Origin of the sequence: Alteromonas aestuariivivens (genome assembly GCF_003367475.1) — a bacterium.
GTDB classification, from domain to species: domain Bacteria; phylum Pseudomonadota; class Gammaproteobacteria; order Enterobacterales; family Alteromonadaceae; genus Alteromonas; species Alteromonas aestuariivivens.
Window position 1 is genome coordinate 11,956 of sequence record NZ_QRHA01000016.1, and the last position, 20,036, is coordinate 31,991.

The window sequence follows — 20,036 nt, forward strand, 5'->3', positions numbered from 1 at the left end:
CAGCTATTTGCTTAGCTGGCTTAGCATTTTAGCTCCTTATGAGCGTTGAAACGGCATTTGAATTTCCCTGGCAGAACACTACCGCATGCGTTCTCTAGACCCCATTAATAGCTATTTCAGAGAAAATGTATTAAGTAGAGTCATTTCTAATTGCGTAAAACCTCTGTGTTTTCAACTGCTTTACCCAGCATGCAAAAATAGTTGCTGAAGTGTCGACTGATTATTTCTCTCTCGTTTCCTGAAGGGTAGACTCCTAACCTAGCTTCAACCGACTGCTTCGTTCCTCTCACAAGAAACTGGTTCTTTATTGGATTGTCCTGTACAAAAGATTCAAATGCACGAGCACTGATCTCTTGTGGAAGCGCATAGTAATAAGACCCTAGCGCCTTGTCCGCTTGCACACTTCTTTTGAAAACATCGCTTGGCTCATCACTATCAGGCTTGAGGAAAATATGTTGATAACACGACTCGAGTAGGTTGTTTAGTGGATGTTCAACTACCATACCTCTTTGAAGCCACAAGGATGATGCGAAATCATCTGTACCGCTTTTTTTGAAAAATCGGCTTGTTATGAAGTGGTCGAATCCATGAAAATACTCGTGTGCAAGGGAGCCTGGACCAGCGTTTTTTGCCAGAGCAATGGTCCGTGTTGCGGAGTTGTAATGAGCTGAACTGTACCTGTTGCCACCACTGCCAAAAGCAATGGATAAGGTGCCACGTAAGGAGATAACCTGTTCATTAACCTGCAGAATAGTCATTAGATCGCAAAGCGCGTCAAAAAAAAGATTGGCTGCGACTTGCTGTTCTTGCTTATTTACCCAAGCGCCTATCTTCGCGGTTCGAAATTTAAATATCTTTACGATGTCACCAAATGTAACATCTGCGCCATCACGATGACTTGGGCCATTCCGATAAAACTGTTTTTTAATTCCGTTAGTTTTCTCAAATTTTTCTAGGCTCATTCACGAAGGCACCATTCCTTTTAATTTCAACCATTTTACGACTGAATTTTGCATGATGGTATCCTTGCATATCATTACCCACCCACACGATTTAGCTTTTAAATAAAAAATGTTATCTGAGCTCGACCACTCATCCCACTTGTCATGGTTGGAGGCGTCCGCGAGGCATTCATCATATGTTGTTTCTCGTAGCAAAGAATCAAAGTGTTCAAGGCACTCATACAGCCAGCCCTTCTTTTGTGCCGTGCGGTATGCATTAGGGTCGCCTTTCTGCCACGCATTGCTGGTACTATATTTGGATGCCGATGCTTTACATTCCCCTAGCGTCCACCTTCTTCTATTTATATTTAAAGTTTCTATATGCTCACAACAGTCATCTAGCCAACCACTCCTGACAGCCGCCTGGTAAGCTTTAGAGTCGCCTGTACCCCAATCCCAGCGAGTACTGTACTTGGCTGCGGAAGCTTTGCACTTCTGTAGCGTCCAGCTTTCGTGCGCCGCCTCCATGTGTTGGCAACAGTCATTCAGCCAGCCATTCCTTCGAGCTGCACCGTATGCGTTACGATCGCCTTTATACCACGCACCACGTGTTTCGTATTTAGCTGCGGAGTCTTTACATTCACCTAGCGTCCATGTAATAGTTTTGCCATATTTCATATGCTTGCAGCACTCATCCAGCCATCCATTATCCCTTGCTGCTAAATACGCCGTTTTTCTTTCTCGTATCCAAGTTTTTAAGTCATCATAGTCCCGCGCTGAACTGATACAGCCCTGCTTGCTCCATCTTCCCACAAATAAACCTTTTTGTTTTTCTTGTTTTGAGCAAATATTGCATGCGCACATAGTTAGCATCAACCCTTGGTAATTTATTTCAAGCAAGATGCAGTTGTCTCTTGACGGCCAAGGGCAGACGCTTAAGCGTGAGGTCTACTATCTCATCAACTTTTAATTCTGAGATTTCTTTATACCTGTCACGCGCTCTTAGTTCAGTCTCTAACTCTTTTCTGGACATATTTTTTCTACTGCTACTGCGCGAGAGTAATGCCTTCTCTTTTGAAGCCAATAGAAGTGCATTTTTATCATTAAGCTCTTTCGTCAACTTGCTGGCGTAATCCACCGAATGAAAAATGGCATTTGGTTTAGCTAACCCGGCTGCACGCGCCACTTTTGATTTGCTGATGTGGTACGAACTTTTCTTCGTATAGTGCGATTTCTTGCTGTGACTCCTAATATACTGCATCTTTTCTTTGTACAGAGATTGGATAGCCTGGTATGCAGCAAGAGAAGAATTTGAGTCAGACACCCAGTCTGGTAACGAATCCCGTTTGCTAACACTTTCCTCAGCTCCCTCATCGTCAAACTGATCAAAATAATCCAAATCTGTCATACACCCTCCTGATAAGCGTTTGCCGCCGATAGTGCTTTCTCAAAATCTGCTATCGCTTTGTCGTATCGCGATGGGTTACTGCTTCTTGCTTTGAGTTTTTTAACCGCTGAGACTGCCCTTCTGATCGTATCGATGTATGGCATTTTCAGTTGTGGTGGCAAATTAGGATTGAGACACACCTCAACCTCTTGCCTCGTGTAAACCATTATCCCTCTGAGGTTCGCTTTGGTGATATCAACGTTTGTACAACCAAGGCACAATTTCGGGGAGGCATCATGTGTATGCGGAATGCCACCTTGGGAACAAGCTGCACGAAAGTCTGTGCCTGCCCTGCGAATACACGTACCCCAAGGATTGGCTTTTACTGACTCAATCCTCTCGTTAGCGACTGTCGCCACTTTTTTGAGATATTTTTCATGAGAGAGAACCGATGTTTTACTCACCAATAATTCAATGTAACGTGGTAATTGTGAGACACTTTCACCAAAAGCGTCCCTGCCTAACTCGGCGTATTGCTGGCTGACATAGCTGATGAAGCTTCGTTCGGCATTCTCGTTAATTAACTTCATATCCTTATCTCGAAGGTACGCCATAAAGAAACGTTCATCCATGTGTTGAAAATTCGCCCGAATAAAACTGCCGACAGGCCCCCTGTAACGCATTAACACGGCCTCTGCCCACATATGACGGAAAGCATGCGAAGAGGGATATTTAACGTCACGAAGAAGTGCGTTTTTAATTGCTGAAACATTCTTAGAGGTAAACTCGATACCAGGCTCGGAGAGCTTATCCAACATGGCTTGAGGAAGGTTATCTTCCAGTAGTTGTCTGTGCTCCTCACTAACGCTGCCCCGTCGATAACTCTTCAGGATATCTTTGAAGTCACCTGATGTATTCGCAAGCTGATAAAGAGGAAAGGTACGCCGGACTTCGTACTTAATCTCTTTGATTGCAGCGACATTATCTTCAGCGAATGAGACGTTTTCATCAAACCATTCATAGTGTTGAATAAAATCAGACCATAATAACTTTGATGCTTCATATATGAAATCACCACTCCCCATTAAAGGTTCATCTTGGTTGTTGGGAAGAAAGCAAGCGAGTTGGGAGAGGAGAATAAATGATGTTGAAGTTATCTCGCGCTCGGTTTTGGACATCCCATTCGTCTTAGGAACCATCCAGCGGATATGGAATCTCCACGGGATATAAAAGTTGTCTAATCCATCATTATTTTTACCTATTTTAATGTCAGAAAAAGTAAAACCAAATTCTGACCTTCGCCACCCAGTTGCTGCAAGAAAACATAATGCGCCGACTTGGCGTACTTTCAAACATATTAACTGTAAAGCTTTTTTACCCAGCGCTCCGGACAATGAAAACACGCTTAATAAGTGACTTGTTTTTTCTTTCAAGAAGTGTTTTAAAGACTCCTGAGTCGCTGGTAGGACACAGTCGTTTTTATTAATAAAGTCACGTAAATGTTGTTCAAACTCATCAAGAGAAACCAATAACTCTTCGCTCTGCGCTTTTACAGCTGCTTTGTACTCTGCCCAAATGGATTTTTTTGTTTTTCCGGCTTGGCGGCCAAATATCTCTACGAGAAAAAGGGATCTGATAAACTCCTGCGCATCATAACGATCAGGCAAACCAATCAAGTTAACAAAGTGTGAAACCGTGCTCAATTTAAAGAGCAAGGACAGCTTTGCATTGCTTCCGTAAGCTTGTCTAAATATGTCGTGGACAAGTTTTTCACAGTGAAGTCTTGTTTTTAGAGGAACGAGAGAAGCCTGTTTTTCGTCAGAAAGCGTTAGCCCCAGGAGTACCTTCGCAGAAAGCATTCTATGAGTTTTTCCCCATTTCCCCTTAGAGGTAGCTTGAAGAGTGGCCTCCATAGCCGAGGTGAAGAGAAAATGCTCTTCGAAGAATGAATGACAATGGTCAACGTAATGCTTACCAACATCCAAACCTAGATAATTAAACGAGCCTCCTTCCCGATAATCATTAAAAGTCATATCGAGCATGGCTTCGCACGCTGAATTCATTTTACTATTGAGTTCGCTGTCAGGAAGGGTATCAATGAAGCCGTTAATGCCATATCGATATAATGTGCTTTTGATTTTACGTAAATGATTCAGGATTGGTCGATTCGTGTACGAAAGAGGAGAGATTAATGCCTTGAGTTCAGTGCCCTCCATGTCGTTAAGTAAGTAAAAGCAAAAGAAGGGTTCAATCTCGTTAGCTTGCATTGAATCCAGCTTTTTTTGAGTGAGATAGTAGAACAGCATTTTAATTGAATGCATTGCTCCAATGGAAACTGCTCTCTGGTTGGAGAGACCCGACACAATACCTACAAACAGTATTTTTGCTAAGGTTTTTGGCGAGAAACTGAGAGTTTCCTTATCGTAATGTATATCTGTGCTATCCGTGAAGCAGAGCGACTTCTTGTCAAAGTCATAGAAGTCAACTGTTGCTGTCCCGCCATCAGAAGCATTAAGTAGCCAAATATCATCGTCAATTGAAGTGGGTGCTTGCAGATCAAGCGCATTGATCTTGTCTTCGAAAGACAATAAAAATTCTGATGTTTTCGTTTGCTGAAGTTTTGAAGCCATCGTATTTCCTAACCAGTATTAGCTGTAAATAATGGAGGAAGCTCTTTCCCGTATTGCTCAAAAAGCGATTCACCTTGTTCTATATTTTCGTGGCTGAAAAATTCCCCTTTTAAGATCTCTTCTATCCACTCCAACGTCGGTAAAGCCGTGGAAAACAAATATGTTGAGGATTGTTCCCAGAGACGCTTGTGCTTCTCCTTTACCTGGTGCTTGTAATGCAGCATTTTCATAACCGTCCACTTAGAGTCTTCAACATAAATCTTGTCAGACTCCCCAAATCCAGAATCTCGGTCTACCACACCAATTTCATTAGTATTGTTGGCTTTACCATCGTCTTCAGGCACAAAAACTTGCAATGCAAGTGATTCGTCTTTTTTGTTATTGATGAAGTCCAATGCTTTGGCGAACTCAGTATTAAACTTCACCTGTTTTTCTAGACTGGGCCTAAACACATTAACAAGCAGATCGGTAATGACTGAACGTGTTACTCTCCCGCAGTTATTAAGCCACTCAACATTATTTTTTGTGAGATAACTCTGTCTTTCTGTTTCGTTTGAGTGAGAGTTAAAATTTAGCAAGGCATCAGGGTTGAACGAGGCTGAACGTGAATACACGGCACTCGTTTTGATCATACTCAAACCAAAAAAGGTGCCTGTTACTTCAGTCTCTATTTCAGCATCTTCAAGCTTTTGACGATTGACGTCTAATTTTCGAACTCCATTTTTCAATAGAGCACAAATAGCATCATAGAATATATTCGACGTCTGGTACTTAGTGAGCTGTCGCTCTAGTTCATGGCGCAGCGTATCAATTGCAAATACGTTAATTGCTTTTGAGACATCGCCTGTCTTAGAGAAAACAGGGTTGCCATAGGGTTTATTGACAAGCATTGTGTCATCATCAACTAAACCCGTGACATCCCGAATATAGCGCAACGCGACCTTGCCCATGTATCTATTTGTTGTAAGAGTAGATGTGCGGTGTGTTCTACCTGCACGAGTCTTAAAGTAGTTACAACTGATATGTGTGATACGACCATCAGCTTTTCTTGCAAACCTGAAGTCGGAGAGCTTTAAACCGTTACGCCCACAAATATTCGTTGTTTGCACGCTGAGTACTGCCATAAGCCAGCAAAAGAATATTTCTTCTGCTCTGCAAACAGGGATGGCGTCACATTTTCTCTCTCTTTTTTCAGCATGCTTAACCAGCTTCACTATAAAACTAAAATGAAAGATGGGATGGTCGGTGATAAGCGAAGCCAAAGGCGGCGTTGAACCAAATTCTTCTGCACACTGTTTTATGTGCCTTTCGTTGCAGTTACTGTGAAAAAACAATTTCAATGCATTGTCAATGTTAGGTATCTCTTTAGCTGTATCTTTATTTTTCAGGATCGTATCGATTAACTGTTGGCTACACTCTTTTTTATGAGTGTTGAAAAGATTCGCCGTTTCAAACTCACCTTTGTCTTTCATGACCGGCATATCTTTGCTGGTGATGTTTGCCTTTTCAAAAAAAGCTAACAAAGCCACCTTTGCGTCTTGTATTAGCTCAAGTGCTGTTACGGTAGTGACAGTGAAAGAAGACATTAACCGCTTAGGTATGCTTAATGATGTGTAATCAGCATGACCGATGCCGTACTCATCTGTTCTAAGCCAAGCATGTTGTGTGAACCACGTATTTAGGTTGATTGGCCTTATGTCATGATAACTGGGTGTAGCTTTAACTTCGGTAATCGCGTAAAGAAAATCCCGCTCAACAGAGGTGAGTGCTTTGTTGAAGTCTGAGACCGATAGCGCAATGTTAATGAATCGCTTTATGACGTTCATGCCTGTACTTATTGGCTTAAGCTTATATGCGCCAATCTTATAGGCTTCATAATTCTTAATGATCTTAACGCGTAACGCGCTTTTTGATGTTGGGTAATGTCTAACAAATACCCAGAACTCTTGTGCATGAGCCAAAAATACATCTTTATTCGATTCAGCGGTGGTTTCGTGGATAAAGATCTCGTTATATGTAGCTTTCAGAGCACGGAATATGATGTGCTTCCAAGGACAATCTACGTTGTTAAGCAGAAACGAAGCCTTCACTTCTCCACGCTCGTCGATAACATGAAAGTCTTCGATGTTATCTTTGAGTGCTATTCGCGTGACCTTCTGAGTTGCAGCGTATTCCCGCGCAGCCTCTTCCTCCGCTGACAATAGTGGATTGTTGTCCATTTACTCGACCTTTTTTTCGATGGATTGTTTGTCGAGAGCAAGCTGAATATAACTTGCTGTCGTTTTTGCATTGAGGCTATGCCCCATCAACCGGGCAACTCTTAAGAATGCGCGTGAATCAGAAGAGGCCTCTTCTATAGGCGTGCCATCTTCATTGCAGAATTGTACGAACTTATCTGTGGCAAAACTGTGTCTTAGACAATGATAGGTATGGCCGGCTTCCAACATTTGTATATCCGCGGCTTCCGATCCGTTGTATTGTTTTTCCATAGCAACGTCCCTCAAGCGAGCGAACACATCACTTCCTTTATTTGTCTTAATCGGTGTGCCGTTTGCGTTTGCAGCGTTGTTGACGAGTAGGCGATTTGCAATTGTGGTGGGGCGCTCACGTTCAAAATACCGCTTGTACATTTGGAGAAGATGACGAGGGATGAAAATCTCACGTGACTTACCACCTCTTCCCTGCGCTCCTTTTGTGTATTGGCCTTGCAGTAAGTATCTAAAAGAACGTTTCTCTTTGTTCGCCTGCATCTCCAACCACAGCGACTTTAAACCCTGTTCTTTTTTGCCGCCGAAATCAAAATCGTTCAGAAGTAGACCAAGGTTCTCTCTTGTCCTCAGGCCAAGCTCCCCTCCATTTCTAAGAAGTATTTCGTCGCGCAGTGATGTCGCGTTCTCATAAATAAATAATCTCAGCGATTTGGACAGATATTTGAGTGCTGTTCGGGCTTTAGTGTTTTTTTCAATTGCAGTGTTTAATTTAGGACTATGGTGAATCTGTTTATATTTTGAGAGCCTTGCTGCGCATAAATAGTTGTAATAGTGCTGTAACGCAGCTTCATGGTGTGTAATCGCAGCTTTGCCCGCTCCCATCACAATACATAGATGATTATCGATGTATTCTTTATTAATGAATTCGGCTGGGAGATTGTTGTGGGTGGCAAGACGCGATGTACCGTTATCTTTGTCATAATCACTTAGCCAGTTCAAAAATTGATGCAACCGATTGGCGTAGATATTCCTTGTTATTGATGAAAATGCTTTCAGAGTTGAGCGCCGTTGTGCCACACCGTTTTCATCTAGGTAAGAATGAAATGAGAAAACTTTACCCGTCCTGCTCGCGTGTAAACTAAAAAGTGTGGGCAGAAGCAAGACGCAGTTGTCAGCGTCAAAGAAAACGTCACTACCATATTTTCGCGACGTGACCTTAATAATGTCCGACATACACAGAAATCAAGGATACAAAAAACACAATGGTCTATATATGGTTTATCTGGCATTAAAAATCAATTCTTAAGATACAAAAATAGAAAAAAAGATCCACCTAGCGTTTTTGAAACCATTCGTGGGCCAGGGCTCCGCCGCCGGCATTTTTTGCCAGCGCCAACTGACGCTTCGCGCTATTGTAGTGGGCGCTGGAATGCTTTTGACCACCGCTGCCAAAGGCGAGCGACAGACTGCCATTGAGTGACAGTACCTGTTCGTTGACATTCAGGATAGTCATCAGGTCACACAGTGCATCGAAAAACAGATTTGCAGCCAGTTGTTGCTCCAGTGCGGTGACCCAGCGGCCCACCGTGATGCTGGCAAAGTTGAACAGCTTGCGGATATCGTGAAAGCTTACGTCGGCCCCATCCCGGTGTGATGGGCCGTTGCGGTAAAAGCTTTGGTGAAGGCGGCCTTTATTCACTCAGTTCTTCAAGCAGTTGATGGCACCAGGCATGAATGCGTTCGTCAGTCAGGTCGTACTGGTTTTCATCATCCAGAGAAAGGCCTACAAAGCATGTCCCGTCATCCGTCAGGGCTTTGGATGCAGTAAATTCGTAACCTTTATTGGGCCAATAGCCAATTATGCTGCAACCGGATCCCGAAAGGGCGTCGTGCAGCATACCCAGTGCATCCTGAAACCAGTCACCATACCCAAGTTGATCACCCAGACCGAACAGAGCGACGACTTTGTCGGACAAATTGAGTGTGTACACATCTTCCCATTGGGATTCCCAGTCTTCCTGCAATTCACCAAAATCCCAGGTGGATATGCCAAATATGACGATGTCGAACTGTTCTGCTTGTTTTAGCGGTACGTCCTGAATGTTATGCACCTTAACCACCGGCGCTTCAAACAGCGCGTTTAACTGTACCTGTATTTTTTCTGCAGCCATTTCGGTGTAGCAGGTAGTGGAACCGTAAAACAGGCCAATGGTTAGTGCGGGTTCAGACATGCGAATGCGTCCTTTGTAACTGTTATGTGGATTTATGGCTTACGCTGGTGCGGAATTCTACCGTTTCTCCGCCGTGACACAAAGCCCTTCCGGACTGCACTGGGCGTTGATGTGATGGAGTCATTGGCCAGGTGGTGACTCGGGTTGACTCCACAGCGCAGCAACAACCCTGCGCCGGCAAGGCTGCCGACAAGGTTGCGCTGTTGGGGGGATTGATGGACTATTGGCACAGCACACATCAATGGTTTTGAGAGTTTACCTAATGAGTAACAAGGCGATTTTTCTTATTACGATGGTTATCTGTGTAACGGGGTGTACCAGGCAACCGGACCCGACCATGGTTTCCAGCCCGCCCGCCGACCCTGTAGTGAATGTTTACGGGAAGTGGATAAAGGAATCTGACGGTACGATAATGCAGGACCCGCAAACATCCGGATTGACTTTGTGGCAAGACAAGCTTGTGAGCATCTCCGATGGCAGTGCCTTGCCTCACCAGCAAAGGCGTTTGCATCTGATTGAGCCGGCATCGGCGACGCTTGCTCCTGCGGGCGCGCAGATGACGATGGACTATACAGTCCGACGCAGTTGTTTTAGCGAGTACCTGGCTAATGAACCGGATTTGGAGGCAATTGTTGCCGATCCGGCAGACCCAAATGTGTTTTATACGGTTACCGAGGATGCAACCCGCACGGGTGCACTGTCTATGCGCTGTCAGCAAAAATACCAGGATACTGGTTCCACCGATTATCCTTCCCTGCTGTTGCGTCTGCAGTTGAATGATTCTGGTGAAACTCACATCACCCATGTGCGTCCACTTCAGTTTCCTGCCCAATTAAACGTTGGCAATTTCCCGAATGACGGGATTGAAGGGCTGGCTATGGCAGAGGATCGGACTTTGTACATCGGGCTGGAGAAAGACGCTGCAGGCCTACCGAGAATTTTTACGGTGACACTGGACGAAGAGTTTTGGAAGACTCAGTACTTCGCAGAAGTGCAGGACCCGGGTTTAAAGCTTCCGGTTTATCAGCAGGGCAATCACCCGATTAATGGTCTTGCCTATTATAAGCCTGAAAATTCTGACAACCATTATTTGCTGGCCGCAGCCCGCAACGACAACGAACTGTGGATCATTGACGCCGCTGGCCGGTTGCCTGCGCGTACCGTGCTGATGCGTTTTTATGCCCCAGTTGAACAGCGAGGCGCAGATTGCGAAGCCGCTGAGTTGATGGACAATGCCTCAATTGAGGGGCTGGTGGTCGCCGGTAACACCCTGTGGATGGTGAATGACCCTTGGAAAGTGAATTATCTTAAAAACCTTCAGTGTCCTTCTAATCAGCCGCATTATGAAGCCATGGCTCCGCTGTTGTTTGGTGTTGAACTCCAGAACCATTGGTTTGAAGGCTGACTCAAAAAGTGGGGCCCAAAACGGGCCCGTTCTTGGTTGGCCTAGCGCAGGCGGGCCGCAAAGGTCTTTTTGAACTTGGCCAGTTTGGGGGCCACAACCATCGCGCAGTATTGGTTCTGAGGGTTATTTTTAAAGTAACTCTGATGGTAATCCTCAGCTGCGAAGTAGTTAGCCAGTTCGGTCACTTCCGTTACGATGGGGTCTGGCCAGATTTGCTCATCGGTCATTTCCTGCAGAATTTGCTCAGCGAGATGCTTCTGCTCATCGTTGTGGTAAAAAATCGCACTGCGGTACTGGGTTCCAATGTCGTTACCCTGACGATTCAGCTGGGTTGGATTGTGTAAGGCGAAAAAAATTTCCAGAATTTCCCGATAACTGATCACGTCGGCATCGAATTCCACACGAACGACTTCGGCATGGCCGGTGTCACCTTTACAGACCTGTTCGTAGCTGGGTGCATCGACATGTCCTCCGGCATAGCCGGATATGGCGCTCAATACCCCTTCAACACTGTTGAAAGCCGATTCAATGCACCAGAAACACCCTCCGGCAAGAGTGGCAGATTGTTTGTTCGCCATGGTGGCTCCTATTTGGATTACCGCTAAATAGTGGGAGCGGAAGCCAGGAACTTCAAGTCATCCAGGTGGGATTTTTCGCCGTATTGTGTAAAGACGGAGAATTCTATGGCAAAAGTTATTGTAATCATCGGAGCCAGTGGAGGCATAGGGCGGGCTCTGGTGAATGCGTGTATGCGGCGTTATCCACAGAGCAGAATTCATGCGCTGTCCCGTTCAGGTTTTCGGGAACCGGGCTGGAATGAGCAGGTTGAGTGTTATCCGGTGGATACCGGAGATGAGCCCTCAATTGCCGCCTGGGTAACCCAGAATCTGGGAAGTGCAGACACGGTCAGCATTGCTGTTTGTACCGTGGGCGTATTGCATGACGCGCCTGACTGGGGGCCTGAGAAAAAACTTGAAGACGTTAATACCACCCAGATGGAGCACTACTTCAGAGTAAATACACTGGTTCCGGCGTTGTGGATGAAGCACCTGTTGGGTTATATGGAGCCTCAGCGCTCAGTGCTGGCGTGTCTGAGTGCCCGGGTTGGCAGCATAAGTGATAACCGGTTGGGCGGCTGGTACGGCTATCGGGCTTCAAAAGCGGCATTAAACATGATGATTAAAACCGCTGCCGTTGAGTACCGCAGACGAAGTGAGAATACGGTCCTGCTCGCTTACCATCCGGGAACGGTTGATACCGGGCTGTCCCAACCCTTTCAAAGCCGCGTACCGGCAGACAAATTGTTCAGCACCGATTTCACCGCAGAGTGTCTGCTTACTATCATTGAGAGGCTGACGCCTGAGCAAAGCCCCGCGTATCTTGACTGGCAGGGGCAGCCCATTGACTGGTAATTTTGCAATCGGCGCACGCCATTGCTGTACTTCAAGACTTTTCATTTCTCTGCTGTTACCATGCTGTCTGGGGAACGCTAGGTGTAAACAGACGATCTTGTGAATTGACTGCAGGGCTTGTCCGGTAAGAGTTTAGTCGGTCGGACACAAGTCCGGATAGTCGCGTCTGCCGATTCGGTTACAGCCAGTACCGGACGATGAAACACCCAAGCGGTAATGCAAATCAGCATCCCTGTGAATGACGAAAACAATAAATTGAAAAGAGGATTCAGGGTATGAGCGGGGCGAGAGAACAGTTCGGATCGCGCATCGGTTTTATTCTCGCTGCGGCTGGTTCAGCAGTGGGGATCGGAAACCTGGTTGGATTTCCGGTTGGCGCTGCAAAAAATGGTGGTGGCGCGTTTTTGGTTATGTACGCCATATTTGTATTCGCTATTTGTCTTCCCGTGATGCTGGCTGAAATGTCGGTCGGCCGTACGGCGAGGAAAGATCCCCTCGGTGCGTATCGAAAACTGAGCAACGATTCAACCCGCTGGAAGACGGCTGGTTGGTTATCTATCGTAACGCCTTTCATGATTGCGGTGTTTTACCTGATCATCACCATCTGGATATTTGGTTATCTGTTTGAAGCTGCTACTGGCAATTTGGCCGCGTTGGCTAACCCTGAAACTTTCGGAACCTTTATAAACAGTCCTGCCGTCTTTGCCTACATGGCCGCAGTGCTTGGTATTGTGTACCTGATCCTGCAGGGTGGGGTAAAGCAGGGTATTGAGAAGGCCGCCAAACTTTTGATGCCAGCCTTGTTTATTATGCTGCTGGTGCTGGTGGTGTTTGTGTTGTTTCAGGACAATGCCATGGCTGGGGTTAAATTTTATCTGATCCCGGATGTTTCCAAGATCACGGCTTCGGTGGTCAATGGTGCGTTGTCCCAGGCATTTTTTTCGTTGTCTCTGGGTATGGGGATCATGATCACCTATGGCAGTTATATCGATAGCCGTGCTGATGTACCCGGCTCCGCAAAGCTGGTGGCACTTACCGATACCGCGGTGGCTTTCACCGCCGGTTTAATGATTTTGCCTGCGATATTTTCCTTCAACCCTGAAACCAATCCGGCAGAATTGAGTGAGTCCTCAATAGGCATGATATTCAGCTACCTGCCGCAAATATTTCTGGCTCTGCAGTCCGGAATTGGCTATGTCGGGGCATCAATTGTTGCCACTGCCTTTTTCCTGTTGGTGTTTTTTGCTGCCATTACCTCGCTGGTGTCGATTTTTGAAGTGCCGGTAGCTGCTCTAATGGAGGAAAAATGCATCGGCAGAAAGCCTGCGCTGTTGTTGTTGGGGGTGATACTGGTGGTATTGGCCAGTTTCTGTGCCGTGTCGTTTGGCTCCAATGAGTTTTTCACATCGTTTACCTCTTACGCCGGTCAGCCAAAGTCTTTCTTTGACGTGATATACGATGTGTTCTACGACACTATTTTGCCGCTGAACGGGTTCCTGATATGTGTGTTCGTCAGTTACCGCTGGAAACGTGCAAACTTCAACGCGGCTCTCGATCAAGGGGCTCCGAGCTATAAAGGCAGCCTGTTTGAGCGCTATGTGGACTGGTCTGTGGGGACTATTATTCCGGCAATCCTTTTGGTGATTTTTGCCAATACCGTGGCACTCAAGTACTTCAGCTTCAGCTTTTTTGGTTAAAGCATTATTCCATCAAGCATGTCATAGGGACTGGTGTAGCGGGGTGTAATGCCTAACGCTTGCCAGCTCAGGGTAGCGTCGATGTATTTGCCATCCGGAGGCAGACCCTGATAGTCGTTGAATCTTGGCAGGGCCAGTCCCAGTCGCTCTGCACTGGTTTGGTAATAGTCTCCACGAGTGGGGTGACTGTTACTGCAAAGATGCAACGTTTGGCCCTTTCCTCCCTGCTGAATCAGCGCCGCTAGCGCACTGATCACATCATCCGCGTGCACCAGATTGACTCGCCGTTCGCCCTTGAGCAATGATTTACCACTTAGATATCTGACAGGATGGCGATTGGTGCCCACCAGCCCGGCGAGTCGAATTATACTGAACTGCTTTTGCGGGTAGGTTTGAAGATGTTGCTCAATGGCTACGTGGGCTTTGGCAGAGTCAGTTTCGGGATTGAGATCTGACACTTCTGTCACAGCGCCGTTTACGGACTCACCGTAAACTGAAGTGGTGCTTATAAAAGTGAGGTGTTTCGCCCGATGCTGCATGAATGCGTCGATGAGGCGGTTCATATAATCTGCAAATTCCGGCCCGAACGGGTGTTTTCTGCCAGGCGGGATGTTCAGCACTACCGTGGACCCGACGCATTGTCGGGCAAGTTCAGAGGGGGGATCGCCAAGCTCAAAAAGCAGGGGAGAGATACCCATCTCTCTGAGAGCACTGGCTTTCTCGCTGCTGCGTGTCGTGCCGGTTATCCTGGTTGTGGCAGAAAGATAACTGGCCAGCTGGGTGCCCAGCCAGCCACATCCACAAAGGGTGACGCCATTGAACATAATCAAGCTGTGTAGTGGGTTGATGTAATAATGCTAACACAGCCCGATCGGCTCTACCCGCTACATTTTCAAAGAACTGTCGTTGACGTCGAGTAAGTTGAGTTCACTTAATCCAGGTATGGATTGCTGCATATGGTTTTCCGCATAGTCAGCCTTGGCCAGTATTTCACACAAAGCATTGGCTTTGAGTTCCAGTGCGTCAGCTGAAGACTCGAAACGATGTTCAATATCCTCACCAAAATTTTCCATTCGAGCCTCAAAGGCTTCCATGTCGCCGCCGCCCCACAGCATTTGAGTACCAACGGCGATCATGATTTTTCCCATCGACTGGGTTACCAGTGACTCCACGCGCTGCTCAAATTCGGACTCCCACGCATTATCGAACCAGCTTTGTTCGTCAAACGTGCCGGAGTCGACGCGAATATTGCCATTCTGGTCATAAAATTTGCTGTGCATTTCGTCTGAGAGGCTGTCGAACAGTTCACGAAACTCCCCGGTAAACTCATCGTCTTCACCCAGTAATTCGCCTAACACTTCACCTACTGCGGCGCTGGCAATTTCAAGGCCGTCATGAGCTATCTCCAGCGTCATGGGAATGGCAGTATCAATGCTGTCGTAGTAGTCGCTAACCCAACGTTGCTGGTCTTTATCCAGATTGACAGTTTCACCATTTACTGTCAGCTGGTGCTGGTTGTTGATGCTCATGGAGCTGCCGTCGTCCATATTGACGCTCAGTACGCCCTGGTAATATTCAAGGTCGCCCTGTAAATCGACATTACAGTCATTGCTGCTTCCGTCGTGAGCGGCAACCGTACCGGTAACGGCAAGACTGGTTGAAATAACGAAAAACAAAGTGGATTTTTTCATGGTAGTCCTCTTAAGTGCAGAACAGCTTTGTTATGCATATCCTTACGATGTTGTGAAGCTTACGCAAAGCCTGCGCCAAACTTAAAAGCAATTAAGAAACAATGGCTTATGGTTATTTAGAGAGGCGGATCGCATATATTCATCCCAGTATTTGGTATAATAAGGCACTATTTGGTTAAATTGACCAAGATCAATCGGTACGAATAAATCGCACTCAGGCATACCTTTCGACGTTCGTTTGGTGCATAATACCGACGCTTCAAACTACTCATTTCATTAGTTATTCAATTTGAATTTCAGTACGCTTTGCGTATTGAAGTCCATGGTGTTGCACACCCCCAGAATAACTAATGAAATCAGTATAGGGGTTTAATTATGAACGATTGGTTGAATGCAGTAGGCTTTGGCATCGGCTTGGTTGCTTTTGCTTTGGGCCTGTCCAGCATTATTATGGGCTTTATGTCTGGTAAAAAGGGTGGCGAAGGCATGCAGGAAAAAATCGAGTACGGTTTTTTTGGTGTGTCTGGTTTGATTGTTTGTGTGCTGATGGGTTACGCACTCGCCTGATATTATCCAAAATCTGAATTAGTACAAAAGCCACTCAAATGAGTGGCTTTTGTGTTTTTGCAGCCCTGAGCCCAGACGAGCACTGTTATTTTGCATTTATGGGTTTTATAGTGACATTAATCCATCAGGCAAATTCCCTTGTAGTTATTCATTATGTAACTTACCGCCCCGGTGCCTGGAGCACCTTTGCGCCCCAAAAGGAGTTGCGATGCAAAATTTCTATCGTTTCCGTCTTGCCCTTCTGCTTGCATTCTGTGCCGGTTGCTCGACTCTGGCTACCATGAATATGGATGAGCGCTACGGCAAGGCAGATTCAACCAATCGTGATGCCGCAGCGAAATTGCCTGAACTGTCAGCAGAGTTGCCACAAGGTTTTTACCACGAGTCGGTGAAGCCAGTCATCGATAGCCGCTGTGTTGTTTGTCACGCCTGCTACGATGCCCCCTGCCAACTGAAAATGTCCTCAGCTGCAGCAATTGACCGTGGAGCCAGCAAAGAAATGGTGTATCAGGGCGCGCGTTTGGTAGCCGCCGATCCGCAACGGATGTTTGACGATGCTCAAACAACCCGGCAATGGCGGGAGCGTGATTTCTTTCCTGTTCTGAACGAACGCCAGCAGACACCTGAAGCCAATACCCAGGCTTCAGTGCTGGCACGCATGCTTATGCTCAAACAGCAGCATCCGCTGCCTGAGCAGAAAGTTCTGGATGATCGTTTTGATTTCAGTCTGGACAGGGAACAGCAGTGTCCCACCATAGAAGAATTTGATGATTACGCAAAGGAGCAGCCATTTGGGGGGATGCCGTTCGGTTTGCCGGAACTTGAAATCGAAGAGTATCAGGTGCTGATGAGGTGGATCCAGGCAGGCGCTCCCATTCCCGAGCCTGTCGAGTTGACGCAAGAGGAGCAAAAGGCGGCAGCGGAACTGGAGGCCTTTCTTAACCAGTCGTCCTTGAAAGCACAACTGATGGCACGTTATATCTACGAACACCTGTTTACTTCGCATTTATATTTTGATCAGACTGCACAAGCTCAGCCTGTTCAGTATTATTCAATGGTGCGGTCATCCACGCCACCAGGCCAGCCAATCCAGGTTATTGCCACCCGAAGACCGTTTGATGACCCACAAATTGCAAGAGTTTACTATCGGTTGCGCCCTGTTATATCCACCATCGTCAACAAAACCCATCAACCTTATGCGATAAATTCTTCGCTGGTGGCTAAATGGGAGAAATGGTTTCTTGCGCCCGATTATTCAGTCAGTGAACTGCCTGGCTATGAGCCTGAAGTAGCGGCAAACCCACTGTTGGCGTTTATTCAGCTGCCGGTGAACGCGCGTTACCGCTTTATGCTGGAGCGTGCAGAGAATACCATTGAAGGTTTCATAAAGGGGCCAGTCTGTCGTGGTCAGGTGGCGCTGAATGTGATCAACGACCGGTTCTGGGTGTATTTCCTGGATCCAAAGGTTTCCAGTTCTGAAAAACTTAACCAGTTTTATGCCTCCCAGATAGATAATCTCCACTTGCCAGCCGAGCAGGAAAGTACCGCCTTTGCGGTTAACTGGCTGAAGTACGCCAAACTGCAGGGGGATTACATGCGAGCGAGAACCGATTTTCTGAACGGGGTTTTCTCTGAGGGTAAACATTTGACCCTGGACGCAATCTGGGATGGAGACGGCAGCAATCAGAACGCGAGCCTTACGGTATTCCGCCATTTTGACAATGCTACTGTGGTGAAAGGGCTGGTAGGGGCACCACCAAAAACGGCCTGGGTGATAGACTATTCGCTCCTTGAACGCATACACTACTTATTGGTGGCAGGGTTTGACGTTTATGGCAACTATGGGCACCAGCTACTGACCCGTCTGTACATGGATTTTTTACGGATGGAGGGTGAGTCTAATTTTCTGTCATTTTTGCCGCCCGAAACCCGCCGGGCAGAGTTAAAGGACTGGTACCAGCATGCCGACTCGGATTTAACCGATTTTATTGAGGGCGACATCAACCCTTTTCAGCAGGATGCTGGTATTACCTACACAACTCAATCGCCAAAGCTTGAACTCTTTGGAATGCTGGGGGAGTACCTCAATGCGGTACAGACACAGGAATACCGGATCAATCAAAGTCAGTTGAGTGATGAAAGCCTGGCTTTACTGGAAAAGTTAGCGCAAATTCGGGGTCAGCAGGCTACATTGTTTCCGGAGTTAACTATGCTGATGGTGATGCCGCGTTCCGGCGAACCTCAGTTGTTTACCTTGATTCGAAACAGTGCCCACTTCAACATTAGCAGTTTGTTCAACGAAGATGAAAATCGCGACCCTGCCAGTGACGATCTTACCCTGGTCAGGGGGTTACTGGGCAGCTACCCCAATGCTTTCTGGCTAGTTCCTGAACAGCAGTTAAGCAGGCTGGTAGAGCGCGCCGGGAAACTTAAAACGGAATCCGATTATCACGCTTTTCTTGATGATTTTGGCGTGCGGCGCACGGCCGAAGATTTTTGGCAATTCAGCGATACCTTAAACAGGCAGTTTGCGCATGACAGCCCACTGGAGGCAGGCTGGCTGGATTACAACCGGCTGGAGAACCGCTGAGACTGGTTATTGCTGGCTAATTGGCATCACTGCTGCCTGATGGGTGTCCCGCTGAAAGGCTCTGAGATCAAATTGCGGAAGCATGGCCAGCACGTGGTCGAAAATGTCAGCCTGAATTTTTTCATAGCGAACCCAGTCCTTGTCGGCACTGAAACAGTAAATTTCCAGTGGCAGGCCAAGTTCTGACGGGGGCAGTTGCCGAACCATCAGTGTGAGTGACTGATTTACTTGAGGATGTTTTCTCAGATAGGCTTCCAGGTAAGCCCGGAAGGTGCCAATGTTGGTCAGGCGGCGCGCGTTTAGCAGATCGCTTTCATCAATGGAGCTGTCTTTGTGGTAAGTCCGCAATTCTTCAATTTTTTGTTCGATGTATTCGGAAATAAAACGAATTTTTCCGAATCGTTCGAGCATGTCTCCACTGCATAACCGAATGGAATGAACGTCGATAAAAATCGCCCGTTTTATTCTTCGCCCCCCTGATTGTTGCATTCCCCGCCAGTTTTTTACCGCTTCGTTGGTGAGCGAATAGGTTGGCAGCGTTGAGATGGTTTTGTCCCAGTTTTGAACTTTGACGTTGGTCAGGCCGATTTCCTGGATCTCTCCGTCCACTTCAAATTTATTGATTTGGATCCAGTCACCGGTGTTAAACATGCGGTTGGCAGTAATTTGTATCCCGGCAACAAACCCCAGAATAGTATCCCGAAATATCAGCAGCAATACGGCCGCCAGCGCAGTGAGGCCTGAAACGATGATCAGCGGGCTCTTGTCTATCACCAGTGATACGCTCAGCAGCAGCACCACGATAGCAACAAACAGCTTGGCGACCTGAATGAAACCGGTAATGCTGGCTTTCTGTGCGAGGCGGGATTCGTTGTATTTGTCTTCAACGGTATTCAGCAGAGCGTAAATTGCAGCCATGGTGGCCAGCAGCATGTACAACATTGATGTTTTGTTCAGAAAGCCGTTTAACAGACTCTCCGGTTGCAGAAGAACCGAGGTCAAAAGAAAGATGGTAAGTGCCGGGATCAGGTGCAGCAGGCGGCGGAACAGACCATGAGAATACATGGTGTCGTCCAGGCTGTTTTTGCTTCGTTTCACCCAGGCCGATATCTGTATAATAAGCAGCCAACGGCATACGAAGTACAAAGTCGCCGCAAACAATAAAATAGTGCAAAGCGCAATCAGATGGTAAAGCACGGAGTCGGAGGTGAGGTTGGGCAGCACCTGCTTCAACAGCTGCAAAAATCGATCTCTGAGTGGCAGCGCCAGTTCCAT

Annotated in this window: 16 protein-coding genes and 1 pseudogene; 5 read left to right on the forward strand and 12 right to left on the reverse strand. The window is 46.8% G+C overall.

The annotated features are described in order from the left end of the window. Positions 1 to 146: 146 nt before the first annotated feature. From DXV75_RS16155 to fldB, 8 genes and pseudogenes are all read right to left on the reverse strand, one after another. A complete protein-coding gene (locus DXV75_RS16155) occupies positions 147 to 962 on the reverse strand; it encodes a CLCA_X family protein (protein ID WP_115594465.1) in 816 nt (271 codons plus the stop codon). Next, positions 963 to 1,841, reverse strand: a complete 879-nt coding sequence (locus DXV75_RS16160) for a hypothetical protein (protein WP_147291846.1) — start codon at positions 1,839 to 1,841, stop codon at positions 963 to 965. It lies immediately after the preceding gene. Continuing rightward, complete coding sequence (locus tag DXV75_RS16165) at positions 1,834 to 2,349, reverse strand: hypothetical protein (protein WP_115594467.1); 516 nt, start codon at positions 2,347 to 2,349, stop codon at positions 1,834 to 1,836. Before DXV75_RS16165 ends, DXV75_RS16160 begins: the two co-directional genes overlap by 8 nt. Beyond that, complete coding sequence (locus DXV75_RS16170; RefSeq protein WP_115594468.1) at positions 2,346 to 4,958, reverse strand: hypothetical protein; 2,613 nt, start codon at positions 4,956 to 4,958, stop codon at positions 2,346 to 2,348. The genes DXV75_RS16165 and DXV75_RS16170 overlap by 4 nt, the downstream gene beginning before the upstream one ends. Before the next feature lie 8 nt (positions 4,959 to 4,966). Continuing rightward, positions 4,967 to 7,177, reverse strand: coding sequence for a hypothetical protein (locus DXV75_RS16175; RefSeq protein ID WP_115594469.1), 2,211 nt, complete (start codon positions 7,175 to 7,177; stop codon positions 4,967 to 4,969). Continuing rightward, positions 7,178 to 8,401: a site-specific integrase gene (locus DXV75_RS16180; RefSeq protein WP_147291847.1), complete on the reverse strand. Its 1,224-nt coding sequence runs from the start codon at positions 8,399 to 8,401 to the stop codon at positions 7,178 to 7,180. A gap of 112 nt (positions 8,402 to 8,513) precedes the next feature. After that, a pseudogene (locus tag DXV75_RS16185) lies at positions 8,514 to 8,867 on the reverse strand (CLCA_X family protein); the annotation flags it as partial. Next, on the reverse strand, positions 8,860 to 9,399 hold the full coding sequence (fldB, locus tag DXV75_RS16190; RefSeq protein WP_115594471.1) for a flavodoxin FldB: 540 nt from the start codon (positions 9,397 to 9,399) through the stop codon (positions 8,860 to 8,862). The pseudogene DXV75_RS16185 and the gene fldB, both read right to left, overlap by 8 nt. A gap of 262 nt (positions 9,400 to 9,661) precedes the next feature. Between fldB and DXV75_RS16195 the strand changes: the two genes are divergently transcribed. Then, a complete protein-coding gene (locus DXV75_RS16195; RefSeq protein WP_181898455.1) occupies positions 9,662 to 10,804 on the forward strand; it encodes an esterase-like activity of phytase family protein in 1,143 nt (380 codons plus the stop codon). A gap of 41 nt (positions 10,805 to 10,845) precedes the next feature. Here the strand turns inward: DXV75_RS16195 and msrA are convergent, their stop codons facing one another. Further along, complete coding sequence (gene msrA / locus DXV75_RS16200; RefSeq protein ID WP_115594473.1) at positions 10,846 to 11,382, reverse strand: peptide-methionine (S)-S-oxide reductase MsrA; 537 nt, start codon at positions 11,380 to 11,382, stop codon at positions 10,846 to 10,848. Positions 11,383 to 11,487: 105 nt separating this feature from the next. On the opposite strand from msrA, the gene DXV75_RS16205 reads away from it, so the two are divergent. Both DXV75_RS16205 and DXV75_RS16210 read left to right on the forward strand, forming a co-directional pair. After that, on the forward strand, positions 11,488 to 12,216 hold the full coding sequence (locus DXV75_RS16205) for an SDR family NAD(P)-dependent oxidoreductase (protein ID WP_115594474.1): 729 nt from the start codon (positions 11,488 to 11,490) through the stop codon (positions 12,214 to 12,216). Between the two features lie 275 nt (positions 12,217 to 12,491). Continuing rightward, entirely contained in the window at positions 12,492 to 13,913 is a 1,422-nt protein-coding gene (locus tag DXV75_RS16210; protein WP_115594475.1) for a sodium-dependent transporter, read from the forward strand. On the opposite strand, the gene DXV75_RS16215 is transcribed toward DXV75_RS16210, so the two are convergent. Both DXV75_RS16215 and DXV75_RS16220 read right to left on the reverse strand, forming a co-directional pair. After that, positions 13,910 to 14,737, reverse strand: a complete 828-nt coding sequence (locus tag DXV75_RS16215; protein ID WP_115594476.1) for an NAD-dependent epimerase/dehydratase family protein — start codon at positions 14,735 to 14,737, stop codon at positions 13,910 to 13,912. The two genes, DXV75_RS16210 and DXV75_RS16215, sit on opposite strands and share 4 nt — an antisense overlap. 60 nt (positions 14,738 to 14,797) lie before the next feature. Continuing rightward, the gene (locus DXV75_RS16220) at positions 14,798 to 15,604 is read right to left on the reverse strand and encodes a YggN family protein (protein WP_115594477.1); all 807 of its coding nucleotides are present in this window, start codon (positions 15,602 to 15,604) and stop codon (positions 14,798 to 14,800) included. 375 nt (positions 15,605 to 15,979) lie between these two features. On the opposite strand from DXV75_RS16220, the gene DXV75_RS16225 reads away from it, so the two are divergent. After that, positions 15,980 to 16,171 (forward strand): hypothetical protein, encoded by a 192-nt coding sequence (locus tag DXV75_RS16225; protein ID WP_115594478.1) that lies wholly within the window; start codon positions 15,980 to 15,982, stop codon positions 16,169 to 16,171. Between the two features lie 208 nt (positions 16,172 to 16,379). Then, positions 16,380 to 18,761 carry a fatty acid cis/trans isomerase gene (locus DXV75_RS16230; protein ID WP_115594479.1) on the forward strand — a complete coding sequence of 794 codons (2,382 nt, stop codon included), beginning with the start codon at positions 16,380 to 16,382 and terminating at the stop codon, positions 18,759 to 18,761. A gap of 6 nt (positions 18,762 to 18,767) precedes the next feature. On the opposite strand, the gene DXV75_RS16235 is transcribed toward DXV75_RS16230, so the two are convergent. Then, on the reverse strand, positions 18,768 to 20,036 hold the full coding sequence (locus tag DXV75_RS16235; protein ID WP_115594480.1) for a mechanosensitive ion channel family protein: 1,269 nt from the start codon (positions 20,034 to 20,036) through the stop codon (positions 18,768 to 18,770).